This is a genomic window from Larkinella arboricola (genome assembly GCF_003259745.1).
Classification (GTDB): Bacteria; Bacteroidota; Bacteroidia; order Cytophagales; family Spirosomataceae; genus Larkinella; species Larkinella arboricola.
In genome coordinates, this window is the sequence record NZ_QLMC01000001.1 from 1,353,414 (window position 1) to 1,374,161 (window position 20,748).

Below are 20,748 nucleotides of genomic sequence, written 5' to 3' on the forward strand. Positions count from 1 at the left end.
ATCGATGCCTTTTTACAATTGCTTCAACATCAGGTTACGGTATTGCACTTTCATCGGCGGGCCAACGTGTACCTGAACGCCCAGAAGTCCCTTTTTGGCTCCGTTGACGGTATCTTCGTCGGTTACTTCGCTCATCAGAACGCCGTTGATGTAGTGCTGTAATTTGTTGCCTTTTATGATCAGGTGGAACGAATTCCAGTCGCCACTCTTGATTAAAGTCTTCAGGGAGTCGGAACTACCCAGCGAACCGGTTACGTTCAGGCCGTTCCAGGCATTGCGGCTGACGTTGGCGCGAATGCCTTCCGGCGTTGCGGGGCCGGTGTAGGGTTTGATGGTGGTTCTTTGCCCGCGGTAGGCCAGCGTGGTGCGTTTACGTTCTTCGTAGTTCTGGCCGGTATAGTTGTTTTTACCGTCAATGTCGGCCTGATAACCGCGCAGGGCAAATGGAATGTCGGTCAGTTGTTCGCTGCGGTAGTTGATGCCGGAGTTGCCGGTTTCGGTAATGTTGAACTCGCCTTTTAGCTCGAAATCAGCGGGTTGTCCGCCTTTCCAGATAATGAAGTTGTTGGTTTTTAGGAGGGTGCTAGGGGTGATCTCGCCCACCAGGACGCCGTTTTCGGCCCGCCAGTAGGTTGGGTCGGCGTCCCAGCCATCCAGGTTTTTGCCGTTGAAGATGGAGACAAACCCTTTATCTTTTTTACTTTTTTTTCCTTGTGCCAGGCTGGTCGTTGTTACACCACTAAAGAGCATGGCGGCCAGTGTCAGACCGACCGTAAGGAATTTCAATCCTGTTTTTGTGAACATTGTACTGTTAAATTTTAGCGCGTGAACGTTTACGAAAACGAAGAACCGTAATCCCCCACCCAGGCGGAGAATTACGGTTCTGTTCGTTATTTATTTGCCTTTTGTGGCTCCACCATTCGTTTTATACACTTCGTTGTCCGGGTTTCCACCGGCTTTCAGGTACGCCATCAGATCTTTCAGTTCCTCGGGGTTCAGGGCGTTGATCAGCCCGGGCAACATGATTGATTCCGATGAAAACTTGGTCGAGGTAACGTCCTTCTTCAGAATTTTGCGGGTTTGGTCTGTCGCAAACGGGTTCTGCGAAATGGTATAGCTCGTTTTATCTTCCGACAACTGGCGACCTACCACAGACTGCCCGTTTTTCAGGTAATAAATTGTCGAAGCATACTGGTCAGAAACCGCTTTGTTCGGGTGGATAATGGCGTCGAGGATGTCCTTGTTGGAGAACCGCGTGCCCAGCTGTGTCAGATCCGGCCCGACGTCTCCACCTGAACCCTGAATCGAATGGCAACGGCTACACAGAATGGCACCGTAGATTTTCTTGCCCTGTTCGAAATTCCGGCCCGACAGATCGTTGCCAACAGCCGCCACGGCATCATCCAACTGCCAGCGCCGACCCGGTCCTTTGGGGGCATACCCCATCGCCAGGTCATTTCCTGAAGTCGTTAGCAGATCCGATCCCGATAGTTTGTTGTATTTTTCAAACTGGTCTTTCGGAACGTGCGCCAGGGCCAGTTTGCGGGCCCGGTCGATAAAGCCGACGTAGCTGCGTCCCCCCTGGTATTTAAAGGCATTACCAAACCAGGTAAAGTATTTAGTCCGCAGTTCGGGTGTCCAGCCGGTTTCCTGACGGCTCAGCATGACGGCGTAATACGTTTGTTGCAGCGGTGGTACTTTTTCCAGCATCTTAGCGATGTCCAGACCGTACTGTGGGTTCCGCAAAATCAGGTCGGAAGAGGCCGTAGAAGGTGTTAAATCAAGAGCCTCCATACCCGGTTCCTGTTTTTTATCCATCAACGCCAGCGTTTTGCTAACGACACCCGGTGCTTCCAGATAAATCAGTACTTTGCTCAGACCCCGGTTCAACAAGGCGGTTTTGGCCGGATAATGCGGGTTCAGATACGCAATGATCTTCGATTTATCAGCTGCTTCCGGAGCGCCCATACGCAGGAAAATCAATTCAAAAGCGCGGAGTACGTCAAATTGCTGCGATTCAGGAAGCTGGGCGTAATTGATCTTCAGCAGGGTATTGATGGCACCGCTTTTGGCGTCAGCTTTGCCTTGACGGGCCAGGGCAACGATGGCCTGCGTAGCGCGTTGCGGGTTTGTTTCAGCCAGGGCTTTGGCCTGCCATTGGTCTACCGGCTGGTGTTCAACGGCAATCCGGGCTGCGTAGCGCACAAAGCGGTCGGGGTGGCTTAGATTCGGCCAGGCAGCAGCCAGGGCAGCCGGATTCGGTTCGCCGTGGTATTGCTCCAGGCTGGTGCGGAGTTTGTGCTCGGGCGTACTATTGGCCGCTATGGGTGCCGTCGAAGTCGATTCAGAACCGGTGTAATAAACCCGGTACAGATCGGATTCCAGCCGCCGACCACCGGTCAGGAAGTACATGGCTCCGTCGGGGCCGATTGCGCCGTCCGTCAGCGGAAGCGGTGAGCCCGAAATAAACTCTTCCCGTTCGCCTTCATAGGTAGCCCCTTTAGGCTTCAGGTGAATCGAGTAAATGATCCCGAAACTCCAGTCGAATGCGTAGAGCGATTGACGGTATTTCTGGGGGAATTTAGCATTCGCTCCGTAAAACACATTGGTTGGTGAACCCTGACCGATGTTCAGCAACGGCGGCAGGTTATCAGGATTTCCGGGCAGCCATTTGCTGTTTCCCGTGCGCCAGCCGAATTCGGCTCCGCTCGTCACGTGGCAAATCCGGGTGGGGCGGTACCAGGGCGTACCAAAATCCCATTCCATGTCCGAATCGTAGGTGAACATATCACCGTTTTCGTTGAAAGCTACGTCGAATTCGTTCCGGAAACCGGCTCCGATCAGTTCCCAACGCTTTCCTTCCGGATCGATCTTGGCGACCCATCCACCGGGAGCCATGCGGTCGTTGGCGTGGCCGCGCGGGTCTTTGATTAACGGGAACAGGTTGTCTTCCTGCCAGTTGGACGGTAACCGGTAGGCATCCATTTGCGGTACGTCGGTGTGGTTACCGGCCACAACATAAAGCGATTTTTTGTCGGGCGATAGCACAACGCTGTGCGGGCCGTGTTCACCTTCGCCTTTCAGCTCTCGGATCAGGGTAATTTTATCATACTGCTCATCGCCATTCGTGTCCTGCAACCGGTATAAACCGCTGGCCTTGGGGAAGCGGGGGTTAGACCGGTTGTTAACCATCACATACAGGCTGTTGAAGGCATATAGCAACCCTTGCGCATAGCCCATTCCGAGGGTATCGTTCCCAACGGTAAGTCTTTCAACGGCCGGTTTGGTTAAGCCGGAACCAACCGCCGGAATTTTCAGCCGATACAAGCCACCATATTGGTCGGACGCAATCATGCGGCCTTTGTCGTCGAAGGTCATCGAAACCCAGGAACCCTGGCCGTTTTCGGACGGGCTGTACAGGTGCTCCGCCTTAAAACCGGGCAGGAGCTTGAGCTTATCGATTTTGGAGTTGTCGGCCAGCGGGTTCTTATCCGTTTCCGAAACCTGCATCGTTACCCAGGATGTCCCGAGCAGAGCCAGTGCGGAAACCGATAAAAACAACTTAACCGATCGGTACGTTGAAAACATAAGTAATTGGGTTTATACAGTAAAAAATGCTTGTTGACCCGAATGCCGGGCAAAGCCGTTACTTATTAAGTGATATAAATTCAATGAAATGGTAAAATAATGGATATCCTTTGAAAGGATTGTCCGGCGCTGTACTGACCCGGCTCAATAATTTTGTAGATTTTGAAAGATAGTTAATGGGTAGAGAGTGGTAGCATAGAAGCGTATCATAGTTGAACAGGTATTGTTCTAATAAGCCAAAAGAACGGCCTTCTTACTGATTGCAACTCCAAAACAAGGCAAAAGGTAGCCCGGACGGGTGTTAGGACCGTCCGGGCTGATGGTAATTAAAAATGGGGCGTCAGGGCAGCCTCAACCGCCGGAAGGCCGTAATAATCATCCAGCACCGTAAAGGCGTTTGGTGGCGGAACGGCACCTGCCGGATAGTAGTAAGCTGCCGGATTTGCCTTGACTTCGGCGCCGTAAGCGGTGATGATTTCCTTCACGCGCCCGGTCCGGGTCAGGTCAAACCACCGTTTGTTTTCGAAGGCCAGTTCGACACGACGCTCCTTGAAGATAGCTTCCCGCATAGTCGTCTGTGAGGTGGCGGTAGTAGGCGCCAGGCCAGCCCGCGCCCGAACCTGGTTGAGGTACGTTGCGGCTTCGCCGGTTTTTCCCTGTTCGTTCAGCGATTCGGCCAGGAACAGCAGCACTTCAGCGTAGCGATACACGGGCCAGTTCTGACCGGTGTTGCCGTGCAGCGAGTGAGTCCGGGCGTATTTTTTAATGTACGGGAATCGCTTGTCGGCCCGCAGGCTGGTGCTCAGCGTGATGTAGCCAATAGTGGCATCCTTGCGCTTATCGCCCGTTTCGTAGGCCCGGATCAGGTTCGGCGTCGGAATGTTGTTACTTTCCTGCGACGTCGGCTGGGTGTTGGAGGTTCCGGTCAACGGTTTCAACTCGTCGATGGTAACGGGCGAGGGGATAAACTGGTACATGAAGTTCCCGTTAAATCCGGCTGCGCCTTCCATGTACTGGACTTCGAAAACCGACTCCTGGTTATTTTTATTACTAGCAGTATTCGAAAACGCATCGTTGTAATCCGGCATCAGCTGGTAACCGTCGTTGGCGATTACATCCTTCATCAGCGGTTCGGCCTGCGGCCATTTTTTCTGCGTGATATACAGGTTTGCCAGCAGGGTTTTGGCCGCGCCAGACGTTGCCCGACCCGGTTCCTGCTTGGCCTTATTGGGCAACAGGGTAGCCGCTTCCTTGGCATCTTTCTCGATCTGAGCGTAAACCACATCCGCCGTTGAAAGCGGCAGGGCGGCTTCTTCCCGATTCTGAACGGGTTTCAAGTGCAGCGGCACTTTCCCGAACAGGCGAATCAGATCGAAGTACGCAAACGCCCGTAAAAACAGCGCCTGACCCTTCAGGTTATTCTTGGAAGCTTCCGCAAAATCAACGCCGTCGATGGTGGTCAGAATCTGGTTGGTCCGGGCAATGATCTGGTAATTTAACCGATACTGCTGAAGCACGTTATCGTTGGCCGTTACACCGTTGGCCGTCGGGACGGCAAAGTCGGCCAGGTTTTCCGTGGCATCAACCGCCCCGTAAAGAATGTTTCGGGCGTAGTAGGCATTGTCCGAATGCAGTTCCTGTAATTTCCAGGCCCGGTCGTTGAACATCGGGCGAAGGGGCGCGTAGGCGGCATTGACAGCCTGCGCGAAATCAGCTTCGGTCTTGAAAAATATAGCTGAACTTAACTGGGTTTCGGGAATAACTGTCAGGAAATCGTCTTTGCAACCGGTCAGGGCTATTGCCAAGAGCCAGGTCGCTACGTATTTTATTTTCATATTGGCTATAAGAGTCTTGTGAAAGTTGACTGGCAACTGGTTTTAGAAATTTAGATTCACACCAATCGTGTAGGTACGCGGAACCGGATAGTTGGAGAAATCCACACCCTGGCTCAGGTTACCACCGTCACCACCACCGTCGCCCTGGGCACTGGTTTCGGGGTTCGGTCCACCCCAGTATTTCGTGAACACGTAAGCCTGCTGAACGGAAGCATACACGCGGGCTGATTTAAAGAACTTCTGGAGGGCGCCAAAGGTGTAGCCCAGCGTGATGTTCTTAATGGTGAAGAACGACGCATCGGCCAGGAATTGGCTGCTGTTCCAGTCGCGCTCGATACCCGTGAAGTTACCTCCTCCGTTGGTAGCGCCAAACATGCCTTTTCCTTCCGTGATCACCGTACGGCCAGTAACATTCCCCTGGGCATCCAGGACATTTTTAACCCGGAAGCGGTCTTTAACACCTTCTACCATGTTGAACACCCCGTCGAGGTTGGCCGTACTGTAGAGGTGACGAACCCACAACTGGTTGCCGTACGAACCGGAACCTACGATGGAGAGATCCCAGTTGCCGTAGCTCAGGTTGTTGGTAATACCGTACGTAAATTTGGGGAATGGGCTGCCAATGATGGCCCGGTCGTCCATATCACCGCCATTCGTAATCACACCGTCGCCGTTGACATCTTTAAACTTGATGGTACCAACTGCCGAGCGACCCGGAATGATGGGAGAGCTTTTGACTTCTTCCTCTGTTCTGTAATAACCGTCCTTCACCAGGCCGTAGAACATTCCGAAAGGCTGACCAACCTGCGTAATGTGGAAGGTTCCGTATACGCGGTCAATGCCCGGGGCTAACTCCAGTACTTTATTCCGGTTAAAGGAAATGTTGGCGTTGGTGGTCCAGAGCAGTTTTCCTTCCGTGTTGCGGGAGGTAACGGCAAATTCATGTCCCCAGAATTTGATCTCACCAATGTTATCCCAGAAGCTGCCAAATCCGGCTTCCTGCGGAATCTGTACGGCGTAGAGCAGGTTCGTGGTGCGCTTGGTGTAGAAATCATACGTGAATTGAATCCGGTCGTTGAACAGGCCCAGATCCAGACCAAGGTCCAGCTGCCGGGTGGTTTCCCAGCCCAGGTTGGCGTTGGCCAGTGAGGTTACGGCGGCTCCCGTGGCAACGGTATTGCCAAAAACCGAGTTCACGGTATTGTTGATCAGCGCATATTGCGTGTAGTTACCGATGTTGTTGTTACCGATAATCCCGTAGCTGGCCCGCACTTTGGCAAAGGAAACCTGAGGAGTGCTTTTCAGGAAGTCTTCATCCGAAATAACCCAGCCCGCTGACACAGACGGGAACGTACCCCAGCGGTTGTTGGACCCAAACCGGGATGAACCGTCGCGACGAATCGCGGCCGTGAAGAGGTATTTGCCTTTGTAGTTGTAGTTAAGCCGGGACAGCAAGGAAGTCAGCGTCCATTCGTTTACACCATTGGTTGTTCCTCCGCGGTTGATGTTAAGCGCGCCCTGAACAGTTGGCAGACGGTCATCCGCATACGTATCGGCCTGGATACGAGAGAATTCCTGACGATACCGCTGGTTGGTATACCCCCCCAGCAACTCAAAGCTATGATCCCCAAAGCTGCGGTTATACGTCGCCGTGTTTTCGTTCAGCCAGCCCACGTTTTCCAGCGCCTGCCGGATGGATACCGCCGTTGTCGGAATCGGTACGTTCATCGCACTGGTAGCTGTCGATGGGTTGAAGAAGAAAAACTTGTTGTTTTCAAACTCGATGTTGATCGTTGATTTCAACCGCAAGCCGCTGATGGGGCTGTATTGCAGGTATGCGTTGCTGAGCAGTTTGGTCTGCTTGTTCTGGTTGGTCAGTTCCGTAGCGGCCCGTACCCAGTTCGGGTAGTTATAAATGTTACCGGTGCTGCTGGGGAACGTATTGAACTTCGTCAGATTACCGTTGGCGTCACGGATGGGCATGACGGGCCAGGTATGCAGGGCATTGAAGAGAATACCCGTTCCGCGGTCACCATCGGTGCGGGGCGTATTATCAAAAACGTACTGCGGAGCCACGTTAAATCCAACCCGTATTTTATCGGATACATCGTAGTCGGTGTTCATCCGGAGGGAGTAACGCGTGTATTTCGTGTTAAGAATAACGCCCTCCTGATCGAAGTAACCCGCTACAATTGAGGTTCTGGCCCGCTCGGTATTCGACGAGATGGTCAGGTTGTAGCTCTGGATGGGAGCCGTCCGGAGCAGAGCGCCAAACCAGTCGTTATCCTTGCCGGCGTATTGGGACGGATTCTGGAATTCGGCCGGAACGGGTTTGCCTTCGTCCTCGTAATATTCTTTTTTGAATTGCGCAAATTCCTGGGCATTCAGCATTTTGATGCGGCCCTTTTCCGGTACCTGCTGAACCCCCACAAAGGTGTTGAAGCTCACGCTGGTTTTACCGGCCTGCCCCCGTTTGGTCGTGATCAGTACCACCCCGTTAGCCGCTCTCGACCCGTAAAGAGACGTAGACGAAGCATCTTTCAGGACGGAAATATCTTCGATTTCGTCGGGGTTGAGGGCGCCGATGTTACCCGTAATCGGAAAACCGTCAACCACATACAGCGGCTCGCTACCGGCCGATACCGACAATTGGCCCCGAATCCGGACGGACATCCCCTGACCCGGTTTACCGGTGGCCTGATTGATCTGCACACCCGCCAAACGGCCCTGAAGTTTCTGCGTGACCTGCGAAACCGGAATATCTTTCAGCTCTTTCGCCGAAACGGTCTGTACGGCACCGGTTACTTCTTTTTTCAACTGGCTACCGTAACCAACTACGACCACTTCCGACAGAGTCTGGTCATCGGGGACTAATCTGACATTGATTGACGTTTGGCTGCCAACTACAATTTCCTGTTTGGTATAACCTACTGAACTGAAAACCAGCGTTGTGCGGTTGTCGGGAACGGCGATTTTGAATTTACCATCGGCATCGGTAGTCGTTCCCTGAGTGGTTCCTTTTACAACTACGTTGACACCCGGCAGGCCAGCACCGCTTTCGTCGGTTACGGTACCCGTGATGTCAATGGCCAGCGGAGCGGTTGCGGTTAAACTTTTTTCTGATCCGGGTTTTTTATCACCAGCGTAGGTCCAGGCGGGGCTGGTTAGTAGGCTAAAAAGCAGACACGGAGTCAGTATCTGTTGGGCAATACGTTGGGAGCTACCCAAGTGAGTAATGCGTTTTTTCATGAGAAAATAATCGGTAAAGGTTTTAGTAGAAGTCCTGTTTGAGAACCAAATGTTCTTCAGGAGTGAGTTAAAAGTGCGTCCACATCTATTCTCGCATCATGGGCACCGGGTACGTTACTTTCACAGCATAATTGAGATGGTTAAGTGTTATACTTCATTCTGACGGTGGATAGCTTACCACACTTAAAAAATTAAGGGTTTAGGGAAAATTGTATTCATTAATTTCTATTAATTATGAAATTAGTTCAATTAGCAAAAATATGCAATAAGGACCGTCCTTTACTCTGCTGGTTTCAGGAAAAAAAGTGCTTATTCGATTAAAATGTCATTATTAGCCTATTTTCAGGCTAACAACTCCATGACTGCTTTACCTTTTCCGTCCGGTGTCGTGTAAAAAGGCCGCTTTTCGATTTCATACTGTGTGTCTTCCGGAATGCCCAGCGCGTGGTAAATTGTTTGGTGAATACCATCGATTTTGACGGGGTTTTCGATGGTTTTGCAAGGGCGCTCGTCGGCGGTTTTTCCGTACACAAACCCTTTTTTTATCCCTCCGCCAAACATCAGCAGCGAACTGCCGTCGGTGAAGTGCCGGTGCATGCCATAGAACTTCATGTCGGATAGAATATCGGGTTGGTTAACCTGCTCCTTCACCTTCTCGCCCGGACGGCCTTCCACCATCATATCCCGGCTGAATTCGCTCGCCAGAATAATCATGGTGCGGTCCAGGTGACCAGTTTTGTCCAGATCTTTTACCAGCTGGGCCACCGGTCCGTCGATCAGTTTCTTCATATCGACCAGACGCGTATGCCCATTTTCGTGCGTATCCCAGCCCTTGAACGGTTCATATTCCGTGGTGACGCTGATAAACCGTGCGCCCTGCTCGGTCAGTCGGCGGGCCAGCAAGCAGCCCAGCCCGAAGCGGCCGGTGTTGTAGATGTCGTAGCTTTCCTTCGGCTCCGTGCTCAGGTCAAAGGCCTTGGCTTCCGGCGAATTGAGCAGCATATACGCCTGTTCCATCGAGCGTTTGAGCGATTCTTTCTGGTAATCGCTGCCGAATTCGCCAAACGGGCTGTTGCTGATCAGGTCGTTGTATAACTGGTTCCGGCGCTCAAACCGTTTGGCATCCATCCCGACCGGTGGCCGAACGCTCTCGAGACCCTGGCTGGGGTCCGGAATAAAGAACGGACCGAACTCATTGCCCAGAAAACCGGCGGTATGGAACGCCTTCAGTTCTTCGGCCTCGCCGACCGTAAACCGCTGGCCGATGTCAATGAAAGCCGGAATAACCGGGTTTTTAGGACCGAGTTCCTTGGCAATCCAGGAGCCGATGTGCGGAGCCGCTACGGTTTGGGGAGGTTCGTAGCAGGTGTGCCAGTGGTACTGGTGACGTGAGTGCAGAATGTGCCCCAGGTCGGCTGAGACATAGGAGCGAATGAGCGTGCCTTTGTCCATCACCTTTCCGATGGATTCGAGGCCCTCCGAGAAGTTAATTCCGTCCAGCACCGTCGGCACCGGTTTGAAGGTGCTCAGAACACGGTTGCCTTCCATGTCCTTTTCGTAGGGCGTGTATCGCTTCGGATCAAAGGTTTCGGTATGAGCCATGCCACCGGCCATCCAGAGCAGAATCACCGTGTCGGCGGTTCCGTTGGTCTGACCGATTTTCTTGGTTTTACAGCCTGACAGAAGGCTCGCCATCGGCGCACCGGCTGCCATAGCGGCCAGCGTCGCTGCGCTGGTGCGCTGCAAAAATTCCCGTCTGTTCCACCTCATTTTCATATCGCTATTCGTCTTGGTATTCTAATTGATTAATTGAAATTCAGGGTGCAGGCTGATGGCCCACACCAGGTCCTGAATGCCTTCCACGTTCGGGGTCTTGCCCACAATCTTCTCGGCTACGGCCAGTTCTTTGGGTTGTGGTGCCCGGCCCAGCGCATTCCAGTAGAGTTGATTCACCAACCGGTCCGACGTTGGGTATTTGGCTTTCCAGCGTTCGGCACCCTGTTTCAGGGCTGCGTTGAACTTGGCTCCGTTGGTCAGTTCGAGTGCCTGCAACAGGTTGGCCTGCGAAGTCCGGCTGGTGCTGACGGTTTCGCGGTTCGGGCGACCCAGGGCTGTCAGGAACGGATCGTTTTTCACCAGCGAAGCCCGTGGGAACGGTATTTCCTGCTTGATGTTTTCCGGAAGCCGTTTTTCGGCCAGCGCCGAGTCGCCGTAAACCGGATTGAACGCCAGACTAACGGCATCGGCAAATTGCTCCGCCGACATCCGCCGACGCACCATGCCCTCAAACACGAAGGTGGGGGCCGTCAGCAAAGCCGGGTCTTTCACGCTGATGGACGGTAACTGATACGTTTTAGACGTCAGGATGTTGGCCATCAGTTTTTTAATATCGTAGCCGTTGGCGGCAAAATCAGCGGCCAGCCAGTCGAGCAGGTCCTGACTCCAGGGCGCGTTATCCATCATATCCACCGGTTCGACCAGCCCCCGGCCCATCAACTGCGCCCAAACCCGGTTGACCAGCGTGCGGTAAAGCCGCCCGTCTTTCGGTTGGGTCATAAACTCGGCCAGTTCGCGGAGCCGTTCCGCCGTGGGCGCTTCGCCGTTGATGGTTCCGAGTTCTTTAAACAGAATGGCTCGTCCGGCTATCTTGCCGGTCGGTTTGTCGCAGCGGTGAATTTCCAGCGTGGTGTCGGAAAAGACGTTGGCAAAGGCGTAGGCATCGGCCAGTTTCCAGTCGCTGATAAAGCTGTCGTGGCAGGACGCACACTTCAGATTCAGGCCCAGAAACACCTGCGCCACGTTTTGGGCCGCCTGCATTTCCGTACTCTGGCTTGAGTTGATGGTTCCGCGCCATTTAATGCCTTTGATAAACCCTTCCGACTCTTTGGTTGGGCTGATTAGTTCCTTGACAAAAAGGTTGTACGGTTTATTGTTCTTCAGTGATGCATACAGCCATTTCGTAATATCGAAGCGGCCCCCGGTAATATAGCCTGTTCCGGAGTAGTCATTCCGCAGGGCGTCGTTCCAGAAGGTAAGCCAGTGTTGCGCGTAGGCGTCGTTCTGGTTGAGCAGTTCGGTCACCAGCAACTCGCGTTTGTTGGGCCGCGGGTCCGCCGTGAAAGACTGAATTTTTTCGGGCGTCGGCAGTAACCCGATCACATCCAGATACACCCGGCGCAGGTAGGTCCGGTCGTCGACCGGCGCTTTCCAGGTAAGTTTGTGCTGCTGAAAATAGGCGTTTACAAACCGGTCGATGGGGTTGGTCAGATCGCCGGTTGCTGCGGGAACGGCGGGCATCCGGGGTTCCAGGGCTGCCACACGGTAAATGCTTTTCTGTGCCCCGCTGGGCCAGGGAGCGCCCTGTTTGATCCAGAATTCGAGCACGGCAATTTCTTTGTCGGTGAGCCGTTTGCCTTTGGTCGGCATGGCGTCGTCGTGACCGGCGGGCAGTTTTACCCGGCGAATCATATCACTGTCTTCCGGGTGGCCTGCTTTCAGAATCGGACCGTTTTCGCCCCCCTTCATGAGCAGTTCTTTGGTATCAAGCCGCAGTTCCCCTTTCATTTTGGTGGCACTGTGGCAACTGTAGCAGTTGTGGGCCAGAATCGAACGAACTTCCAGGTTGAGGTCCTCAATCTGTTTGGCGTCAAGCGGCTGGCTGCTGGTATTGCTGATAAAAGCAAGGTTGGGATCGGTGGTCGTGGGCGATTGTTTCTCGTTTCCGAAAGGCAACACACTTGTGAGATAGTCTTCGCCGTGAGTCAGGAGTGCCCCGTAGTGACCCGCAATGGTCACCCCGAAAACCGTTAAAAACAGCAGGCTACGGTATAAGACTAACCGCCTGGTTTGTACTGCAAAAACCGTGAGAAGAGCCAGCGCCATTGTGGCCAGACCCGACCACTGGTGAATGGTGACGGTATCGCCACCGTACTCTTCCTGGTTGATTAAAATTAAACCCAGAATTGCCGCTACGACCGAACTGATGGCACCAATCCAGATCAGGGCGGTAATGCCAGCACGCAGGTCGGTGGATTTCCGTGACCAGCCGACGATTTCCAGGAGCAGGGCTACGCAGAGAAGACCAACCGGAAAGTGGACCATCAGCGGGTGCAGACGGCCAAGGAATTGCCAAAGCCAAAAAGATTCTGTTAAAACCGTCACTTTGAAATCGAATTAGTTAACTAAAATCAATTGTTAAATGCACCTTATGGCATGGATCAATCCTAAATTTACATTAATCCGTCCAATAAGGTGCATTTTTTCGCAGAAACTATCCTGCACTTTCCTTTAATAGCCCTGATTCTGGGTTAATTTACTGTTAATCAGGATTTGCGGGGCCGGAATCGGCAGGTAGTATTCATTCTCGGTGTACACGTAATCCTGGGCGTTGAAAGCAATGCCACCCCGGTCGACTGTCGGTTTTGCCTTTTCCTTCGCCCCGTAGGCATTCATGAAAGCCGCTAGTTCAGCCGGGGTTTTAGTCCGGCGCAGGTCAAACCAGCGGTGGTTTTCAAACGCCAGTTCCACCCGCCGTTCTTTCAGGATAGCATCGCGGAGCGCAACCTTATCCAGACCGGTTTTTGGGGCCAGTCCCGCCCGTTTCCGAACCTGATTCAGGTAATCAAACGCTTCGGCGGATGGGCCCGTGGCTTCGTTGATCGACTCGGCCAGCATCAGCAACACGTCCGCGTAACGCAGTACCGGCCAGTTGTTGTCGGTCCGACCGGTAATGGTGTGGGGATACGTGTATTTGATAACGTAAGGCATGTTTACAACGGTGCCGTTTAAGGTATAACTGGTTTTCAGGGAAGCATCTTTCCGTACGTCACCCGGTTCGTAGGCCGCAATCAGGTCATTGGTTGGGATGTTCCGACCGGAAGGAGCCGTATTGGCAAAACCCGTGATGGCACCCGCCGAAAGCCGGGGAGCAAAGACGTAGGCAAAGTTGCTCCACTCGCCCAGGTCGTTACCGCCCTGATACTGCACTTCAAATAGCGACTCCGGACCGTTCTTTTTGGCGGGGTTGAAGTTGTCGGTATAAAGCGGATTCAGGCTGTAGCCCAGGGGCAGGATTTGCTTCAGCGTCGTGACGGCATCCGTGTATTTCTTTTGGGTCAGGTACACCTTGCCCAGAATACCGAGTGCCGCGCCTTTGGTAACGCGCCCAACCTGAGCCGCCGGATACGTCGCGGGCAGCAGCGCAACCGCTTCTTTCAGATCCTTTTCGATCTGGGCCCACGCTTCAGCCTGGGGAGACCGTACCAGGTCAAAGGCCTCATTGGGGTTAGCCAGCGTGGAGGTAACCAGGATCACATCCCCGAAATACTGCACCAAATGGAAATAGAAATACGCCCGCAGGAACTTCAACTGCCCTTCGATCGGACCTTTAGCCGCTGCGTCGAGCGTGCTGGTCGATAGCTTTTCCAGGGTATAGTTGGTATTGTAAAGCGCGGAATAATAGAGGTTCCAGATGTTGGCAATTTCGCCATTTCCCTGGTTGACCGTCGAGAATTCGAAGGCTTCCCAACCGGCGGCTCCCCCGCGGTCGAGCGGATTGAAGTCCAGCGTGGTGTTGTCGGACGGAAACTCCTGAAAGATGTAAGCCGAACTGGTCATTTGCTGCAACTGGCCGTATACACCATTCAGTGCCTGCTGAAACTGGGTTTCGGTTTTATAAAAGAGATCGGTGCCAATCCGAGTTGGATCGGTGGTGACCAGAAAGTCATCTTTACACGAAAACTGAGTCATGCAAAGAAGAAATGTCCCTATGACGGTTATTTTTTTCATTTTCGTGACAATTAGAAGTTGAGTTTAATACCTGCAGCCATTGTTCTCGGAACTGGATAAGACTCATCGTCATTATTCAGTTCGTTTCCTCCGCGTACGCCCGCATCCGGGTTATTACCGGGGTATTTTGTGAACATGAACAGGTTATTGCCCGTCACAAAAATCCGGGCATTACTCAGGACGGACTTAAAGCGGGGGAAATTATAGCCGATGGTAATGGTTTTCAGCCAGGTGTAACTGGCATTGTAGACATACCGCTCGCTGCTCTCCCGCGACCACTTAAAGTAGCTCGTACCACCCTGTGAGTTTTTCGCATTCGGATTGGAACCCGGGTTTTCGGCCGACCGCCAGCGATCTTTGGCTTTGTCCAGGACGTTGAACACGCCGTCCATGTTCATCGTTGAGGCTTCAATGTTCCGGTACACATCAAAATCGTGGGCACCCAGGAACATGATGTTGAAGTCGAACTGCTTGTAGTCGGCGGCTACCGTCCAGGCCCAGGTAAAGGCCGGATTCGGGTTGCCGATTTCGACCATGTCCTGCGTATCGTACGAGATCTCACCGTCGCCGTTGGCATCCCAGAATTTCATGGCGCCTGGGATGGCTCCGTCCTGTTTCGGCCAAGCGTCGATTTCTTCCTGCGTATTGAAAATACCCAGTTTCCGGTATCCGTAAATCATACCGATCGGGCGGCCCACCTTCTGAACGTTGTAGCCACCGTAGAAGCTACCATACCACAAGGCATCGTTTTGGCCTTTGATGGCCAGAATTTTGTTCCGGTTGAAGGAGATGTTTGCGTTCGTCCGCAGGTTCAGCTTACCCAAGCTAATGCGGTAGTCGGCACCCAGTTCAATACCGTGGTTTTCCACTTTTCCGATGTTGGCCAGACTCGTGGTGAAGCCGGAAACGGACGGAATCGAAATGGGCAATAACATATCGTTGGTAATCTTCTTATAGTACTCGAAGTTGAAGTTCAACTGGTTGTTGAACAGCGAAAGATCCATACCGATGTCCAGTTGGTTGGATTTCTCCCATTTCAGACCCGAGTTGGCAAACGAACTGACGACTTTTCCGGCGGCAAAGGCATTGCCCAGAATGTAATTGTTGGCGCTAACGAAGGCCAGGCTCGGGTAATTACCGATGTCATTGTTTCCGGTTACCCCCCAGCTGGCCCGGACTTTCAGATCGCTCAGCCAGTTTGGTTTGGGGATGAACGATTCTTCCGTTACCCGCCAGCCAACAGACGCTGCCGGGAAATCCCCGTATTTATTCTGGGAGCCAAACCGGGAGCTACCTTCCCGACGATAAGAGGCCGAGAACAGGTATTTGTCTTTAAACGAGTAGTTGACCCGGCTCAGGAAAGCCAACATGGTCCAGCCGTACTCGTAAGAATTGGACTGACGGATTGAGGCCGCACCCAGGTAAGGCACCATGTCGTCGGGGAATGTATTCCCCGAACCCGTGATTCCCCGAAGCCGTTCCTTCTGGGCGGTGTAACCCACCAGAGCTTCCATCGTATGACCGGTGCCAAGTCTGGGCGTGTACGTCAGCAGTTGATCGAGCGCGTAGTTGGTCAACTCTTCCGTATTGTCGGTTTGCGTAGCAATGCGCGGAGGGGCTCCCGCCGTACCGTTAGCAACCGACAGACCAATGGTTGAAGGCACAAACTCCTTATAGGTATTATTATTGAGCTTGATGTTGGCGGACGTCCGGAATTTGAAGTCTTTCAGGAACGACACCTCAATAAAACCGTTACCCAGCACATCGGCGATGTTTCTTCTGCGGAGTACGTTTTCGAGCACAAACAGCGGGTTCGGAAACCCGAATACGCCGTCGACACCGTTGATATACGGAATCAGTGAACCATCCGGGTTATAGGGCGTGGCGCGTGGGTCCATGAGCAGGGCTCCCCCAACCAGGGCACTCCGACCGTTTGTGTTAGCCAGGTTGTTGTTGGTGTAAGAACCGTTGATGTTCAGCCCTACGTTGATAAACTTATTCACCTGGCCGCCGAGGTTGGTACGCACCGAAATCCGGTCGTAATCCGTGTGCTTGATGGTTCCGTTTTCTTTGTAATACCCCACCGATAACAAGGCTTTCAGGGGCCCTCCGCCGGACGAAATCGTCAGGTTCGCATCCGTATATGGCGCGTTTTTGTGCATGATCAGATCATACCAGTCGGTCGAATATTTCGTTTGTTCCGGATACCGGTAACCGATAGGCACCTCTTCAATTGACGGTTCCCGATTTTGCAGGATGCGAATCTGGTCCATGAAAACGTCTTTCTTGAACTGCGCGAATTCCGGACCGTTCAGCATCTTCACGCGTCGCGACATGGGTACGGTCTGAATGCCGTAGTCGAGTGAGAAGTTGATGCTTGTTTTACCCTCTTTGGCGCTTTTGGTTGTAATCAGCACAACCCCGTTTGAGCCCCTGGCCCCGTAAATAGCCGTCGAAGCCGCATCTTTCAGGATGGAAATGCTTTCGATATCGTTCGGGTTCAGGTTTTGTCCAACATCGGTTCCCACCGGAAAACCGTCGATGACGTATAGCGGGTTGCTGCCTGCGCCCAGGGAGCCAATGCCCCGAACCCGTACTTCAAAAGAACCACCCGGCGTTCCGGCTTTCTGTTTCACAACCACCCCCGGCGCCCGACCCTGAATGAGCTGGTTGGTGTTGTTGGAAGGCTGTTCGCCAATGTCCTTCATGCTGATAACCGATACGGCCGAGGTAATATCCTGTTTCCGTTGCGAACCGTACCCGACAACGACAACTTCATCCAGCGAACGGTCACCTACGGTCAGCTGAACATCGATTTTAGTTCGACTCCCAACGTTGATTTCCTGCGATAGATACCCTACGAAGGAATAAATCAGAACGGCGTTATTTTCCGGCACATCAAGCCGATAGCTGCCGTCGGCATTGCTGGTGGTTCCCCGGGTAGTTCCTTTCAGAACGATGCTGACGCCCGGCAGTGCCTCGCCTTTTTCGTCTTTCACGGTTCCGGACACGAGCCGGTCGATGGCTGCGTTGGCGCGAACTGACAGGCTGGTAATAGCCAGCAGAAACAGGCACAGCCGAATGAGAGGAACCCTCCTTAAAATACCCGATAAGGGCCGTGTTAGTAAGCGTTTTTTCATTGCGTTTTTTGTTAAGGGATTAGAACAAAACATACTTTCGGTAATCAATCGGTTACCGCACGTGCATCGTGCCAGGGTCATTCGGGCGGCCAATCACAGTAGAGGGAGATAAACATACTGTAAGGGTTTAGGAACTAGCAGCGTAAACTTCTGGCCTGGATTACAGGACGATGGCTACCCCGGTGGGCCGTTATCAGACGGTTTCTTTTGTCGGATTCGCTGCTGAATCTTGGCCCAGAGCAAAGCTTCCTGCTGCTCGTCGGACAAGGCGGAGGCTGAGCTGCTGTGGCGGTGATCCAGCAAGTCGTACCAATAATCCATCATTTGTTTCTCCGCTGGCGAACAGGCACCATCGATGTAGCGTTGAAGCACCTCCAAGAATCCCTGATGATTTGCCTGCATGCTTAGAAACAGAATGAGCGGTTTTATAACTATGTCAATTAAACCGGTGGAGAGCCGCAAATCATTCTGTAAAATATTTGAATGTTTATATCCTTGGCTTTTAAATAGTTTAAAGTCCTTATTTTAATGCAAATCGTTGTAGAAATATGATAAAATGAAGAGTTGGGCACTTCCGGCAAGGAAAGAAAAAAAACGTCAGTTTGGTCGCTGGGCTTTCCGGTAAGGAGCAAACGAAACAGGTAAGTACAGGACGGCATAAAAGATGAAAATGGGAATCTTAGAATATAAAATTGTTTCCCGCCGGGAATATTACTTGGCGGGTACGTACCCTGACCCACTATAATGCTCTTTTATGGACTACTCAATCCTGAGTGATGTCGTATTGGTAAAGCTCCTACAGGCAGGAGACACAACGGCTTTTCAAACGATTTACCGTAAATACTGGCAGCCGCTTCTGGCCGTGGCCCGTAAGAAACTGTACTCGCAGGAAAACGCGGAAGAACTGGTTCAGGATTTATTTGTAGACCTGTGGGAACGGCGGGGAACCATCCAGATTGACGATCTGAAAAAGTATCTTTTTGGTGCGGTAAAGTATAAAGTACTGAATCATATCAAAGCCCTGTTAATCCGGCAGAAATATGAAGATTTTAAGAATGCGAAGTTAGCCGATTTGGATTGTCATACGGAAGAAGTACTGGCCTACAATGATCTCAATAAGGCTCTGGAAACCGGAATTGCTCACCTGCCCGACAAAACCCGGCAAATTTTTCGGCTGAACCGTCTGGAAAACCAGTCCGTTCGGCAAATTTCAGCCTCCCTGCGCATTCCCGAACGCACCGTCGAATACCACATTATGCAGTCCCTACGATCACTCCGGTCTCATTTGAAAGATTACGTGGGGGTGTTTTGACACTTTTTCTGTTACTTCAGGACAAAATTTCTGTTCCTGATTTCCCATGCTTCGTCAAACACTTGCTGCTCTTTTTATTACCTTCTGCGCTCTGGTTGTCCGGGCGCAGGAGCTTTCTCCACTGATCCGGTTGAATCAGATTGGCTTCTATCCGAATGCCGCCAAAATTGCTATTGTCGTGGGCGATGCAGCGGGTGAATTTCAGGTGACGACGCCGGACTTGAAAAAGGTGGTCTTTAAAGGAACGCTGAGCGCGGCCCGGCAAAATGCCATTTCCGGCAAAAACGCCCGGACCGCCGACTTCTCGGGCCTGAAAACCGCTGGAACATTTGTTGTTGTCGTGCCCGGTGTAGGCCATTCCTATCCGTTTGAAATCAAAAATGACGTACACCGCGCCGTGGCCATTGGCTCCCTGAAAGGCTTTTATTATCAGCGTATTTCGATTGACTTACCTCCCCAGTACGCCGGAGCGTGGAGCCGTCCGGCCGGACACGTTCAGGAAGATACGCACGTGCTGGTGCATCCGTCGGCGGTGTCGCCCGGGCGTCCGGAAGGGACGGTTCTGTCGTCGCCGAGGGGCTGGTACGATGCCGGAGACTACAACAAATACATCGTCAATTCGGGCATAACCGTGGGTACGCTGCTATCGTTGTACGAAGACTTTCCGCAGTTCTGTCAACAGTTTGAAACCAATATTCCCGAAAGCGGTAACAAAATCCCTGATCTACTGGATGAATCGCTCTGGAATCTGCGCTGGATGCTGACCATGCAGGACCCGGCCGACGGCGGGGTGTACCACAAGCTGACCAACCCCCGCTTCGACGGCATGATTATGCCTGATAAAGCGAATAAAGAACGGTATGTCGTGCAGAAAAGCGTCACGGCGGCTCTGGATTTTGCGGCCGTGATGGCGCAGGCCGGACGGATTTTCAAACCGTTCAGCCGCGAGTTGCCCGGGCTGGCGGATTCGTGTGTGACGGCGGCCGTTCGCGCATGGGAGTGGGCCCGGAAAAACCCCAATCAGCTTTACCGGCAGAACGAAATAAACGAAAAGTTTGATCCCGATGTGCTCTCGGGTGAATACGGTGATCGCGATGCCAGTGACGAGTGGATCTGGGCGGCTGCCGAACTGTATGTAACCACCAGAGACGATGCTTACTACAAAGCCGTCAACCTGTTTCCCGACGAGAAAATGCCGCTGCCGTCGTGGGCGCAGGTCCGGCTGCTGGGCTATTACACGCTGGTCCGTTTTGAGAAAAGCCTGAGTCCGCTGGCCCGGAAAGACCTTCCGAAACTGAAGAAACAATTGATCGGTTTTGCCGACGGCTTGATTCTGGATGTGGACAAACAGGCGTACCAGACCGTTATGGGCAAATCGGCGCAGGATTACATCTGGGGCAGCAGTGCCGTGGCCGCCAATCAGGGTGTTGCGCTGATTCAGGCTTACCGGTTGACCAGCGACAAAAAATACCTGCGCAACGCCCTGACCAACTTTGACTACCTGCTGGGCCGCAACGCTACCGGCTACTGCTTCGTGACCGGCTTTGGCGACAAGCAGGTGATGAACCCGCACCACCGTCCCTCGGTGGCCGACGGTATTGAAGCGCCCGTTCCCGGCCTGTTGTCGGGCGGACCCAATGGGAACGCCCCGAAGCAGGACAAATGCGCGGGGTACACGGCCTCGTCGGCCGACGAAATGTTTATCGATTCATCATGTTCGTACGCTTCCAACGAAATTGCCATCAACTGGAACGCTCCGCTGGTGTATCTGGCCGGGGCGCTGGAAGCCTTGCAGAAAGCGCAGTAAAACCTGTTCGGGTGGATGAGTTACCCCGCA

11 protein-coding genes are annotated in these 20,748 nt (G+C 52.8%); 2 read left to right on the forward strand and 9 right to left on the reverse strand.

Going from position 1 to position 20,748, the window contains the following annotated elements; translation table 11 throughout:
* Positions 1-12: 12 nt before the first annotated feature.
* The 9 genes from LX87_RS05340 to LX87_RS05380 all read right to left on the reverse strand — a co-directional run bounded on the left by LX87_RS05340 (position 13) and on the right by LX87_RS05380 (position 17,977).
* Positions 13-750: a 3-keto-disaccharide hydrolase gene (locus tag LX87_RS05340; protein WP_229310575.1), complete on the reverse strand. Its 738-nt coding sequence runs from the start codon at positions 748-750 to the stop codon at positions 13-15.
* Positions 751-894: 144 nt separating this feature from the next.
* Positions 895-3,588 carry a c-type cytochrome gene (locus tag LX87_RS05345; protein ID WP_111627106.1) on the reverse strand — a complete coding sequence of 898 codons (2,694 nt, stop codon included), beginning with the start codon at positions 3,586-3,588 and terminating at the stop codon, positions 895-897.
* 326 nt (positions 3,589-3,914) lie between these two features.
* Complete coding sequence (locus LX87_RS05350; RefSeq protein WP_111627107.1) at positions 3,915-5,423, reverse strand: RagB/SusD family nutrient uptake outer membrane protein; 1,509 nt, start codon at positions 5,421-5,423, stop codon at positions 3,915-3,917.
* A gap of 42 nt (positions 5,424-5,465) precedes the next feature.
* On the reverse strand, positions 5,466-8,672 hold the full coding sequence (locus LX87_RS05355) for a SusC/RagA family TonB-linked outer membrane protein (protein ID WP_111627108.1): 3,207 nt from the start codon (positions 8,670-8,672) through the stop codon (positions 5,466-5,468).
* 342 nt (positions 8,673-9,014) lie between these two features.
* Entirely contained in the window at positions 9,015-10,448 is a 1,434-nt protein-coding gene (locus LX87_RS05360) for a DUF1501 domain-containing protein (RefSeq protein WP_111627109.1), read from the reverse strand.
* A gap of 21 nt (positions 10,449-10,469) precedes the next feature.
* Positions 10,470-12,773: a DUF1549 domain-containing protein gene (locus LX87_RS05365; protein WP_229310550.1), complete on the reverse strand. Its 2,304-nt coding sequence runs from the start codon at positions 12,771-12,773 to the stop codon at positions 10,470-10,472.
* 186 nt (positions 12,774-12,959) lie between these two features.
* Entirely contained in the window at positions 12,960-14,459 is a 1,500-nt protein-coding gene (locus LX87_RS05370) for a RagB/SusD family nutrient uptake outer membrane protein (RefSeq protein ID WP_111627110.1), read from the reverse strand.
* Positions 14,460-14,470: 11 nt separating this feature from the next.
* Entirely contained in the window at positions 14,471-17,599 is a 3,129-nt protein-coding gene (locus tag LX87_RS05375; RefSeq protein WP_111627111.1) for a SusC/RagA family TonB-linked outer membrane protein, read from the reverse strand.
* 174 nt (positions 17,600-17,773) lie between these two features.
* Complete coding sequence (locus LX87_RS05380; protein ID WP_170139305.1) at positions 17,774-17,977, reverse strand: hypothetical protein; 204 nt, start codon at positions 17,975-17,977, stop codon at positions 17,774-17,776.
* Positions 17,978-18,353: 376 nt separating this feature from the next.
* Between LX87_RS05380 and LX87_RS05385 the strand changes: the two genes are divergently transcribed.
* Both LX87_RS05385 and LX87_RS05390 read left to right on the forward strand, forming a co-directional pair.
* A complete protein-coding gene (locus tag LX87_RS05385; protein ID WP_111627113.1) occupies positions 18,354-18,911 on the forward strand; it encodes an RNA polymerase sigma-70 factor in 558 nt (185 codons plus the stop codon).
* A gap of 46 nt (positions 18,912-18,957) precedes the next feature.
* Positions 18,958-20,718 (forward strand): glycoside hydrolase family 9 protein, encoded by a 1,761-nt coding sequence (locus tag LX87_RS05390; protein WP_111627114.1) that lies wholly within the window; start codon positions 18,958-18,960, stop codon positions 20,716-20,718.
* Positions 20,719-20,748: the final 30 nt, after the last annotated feature.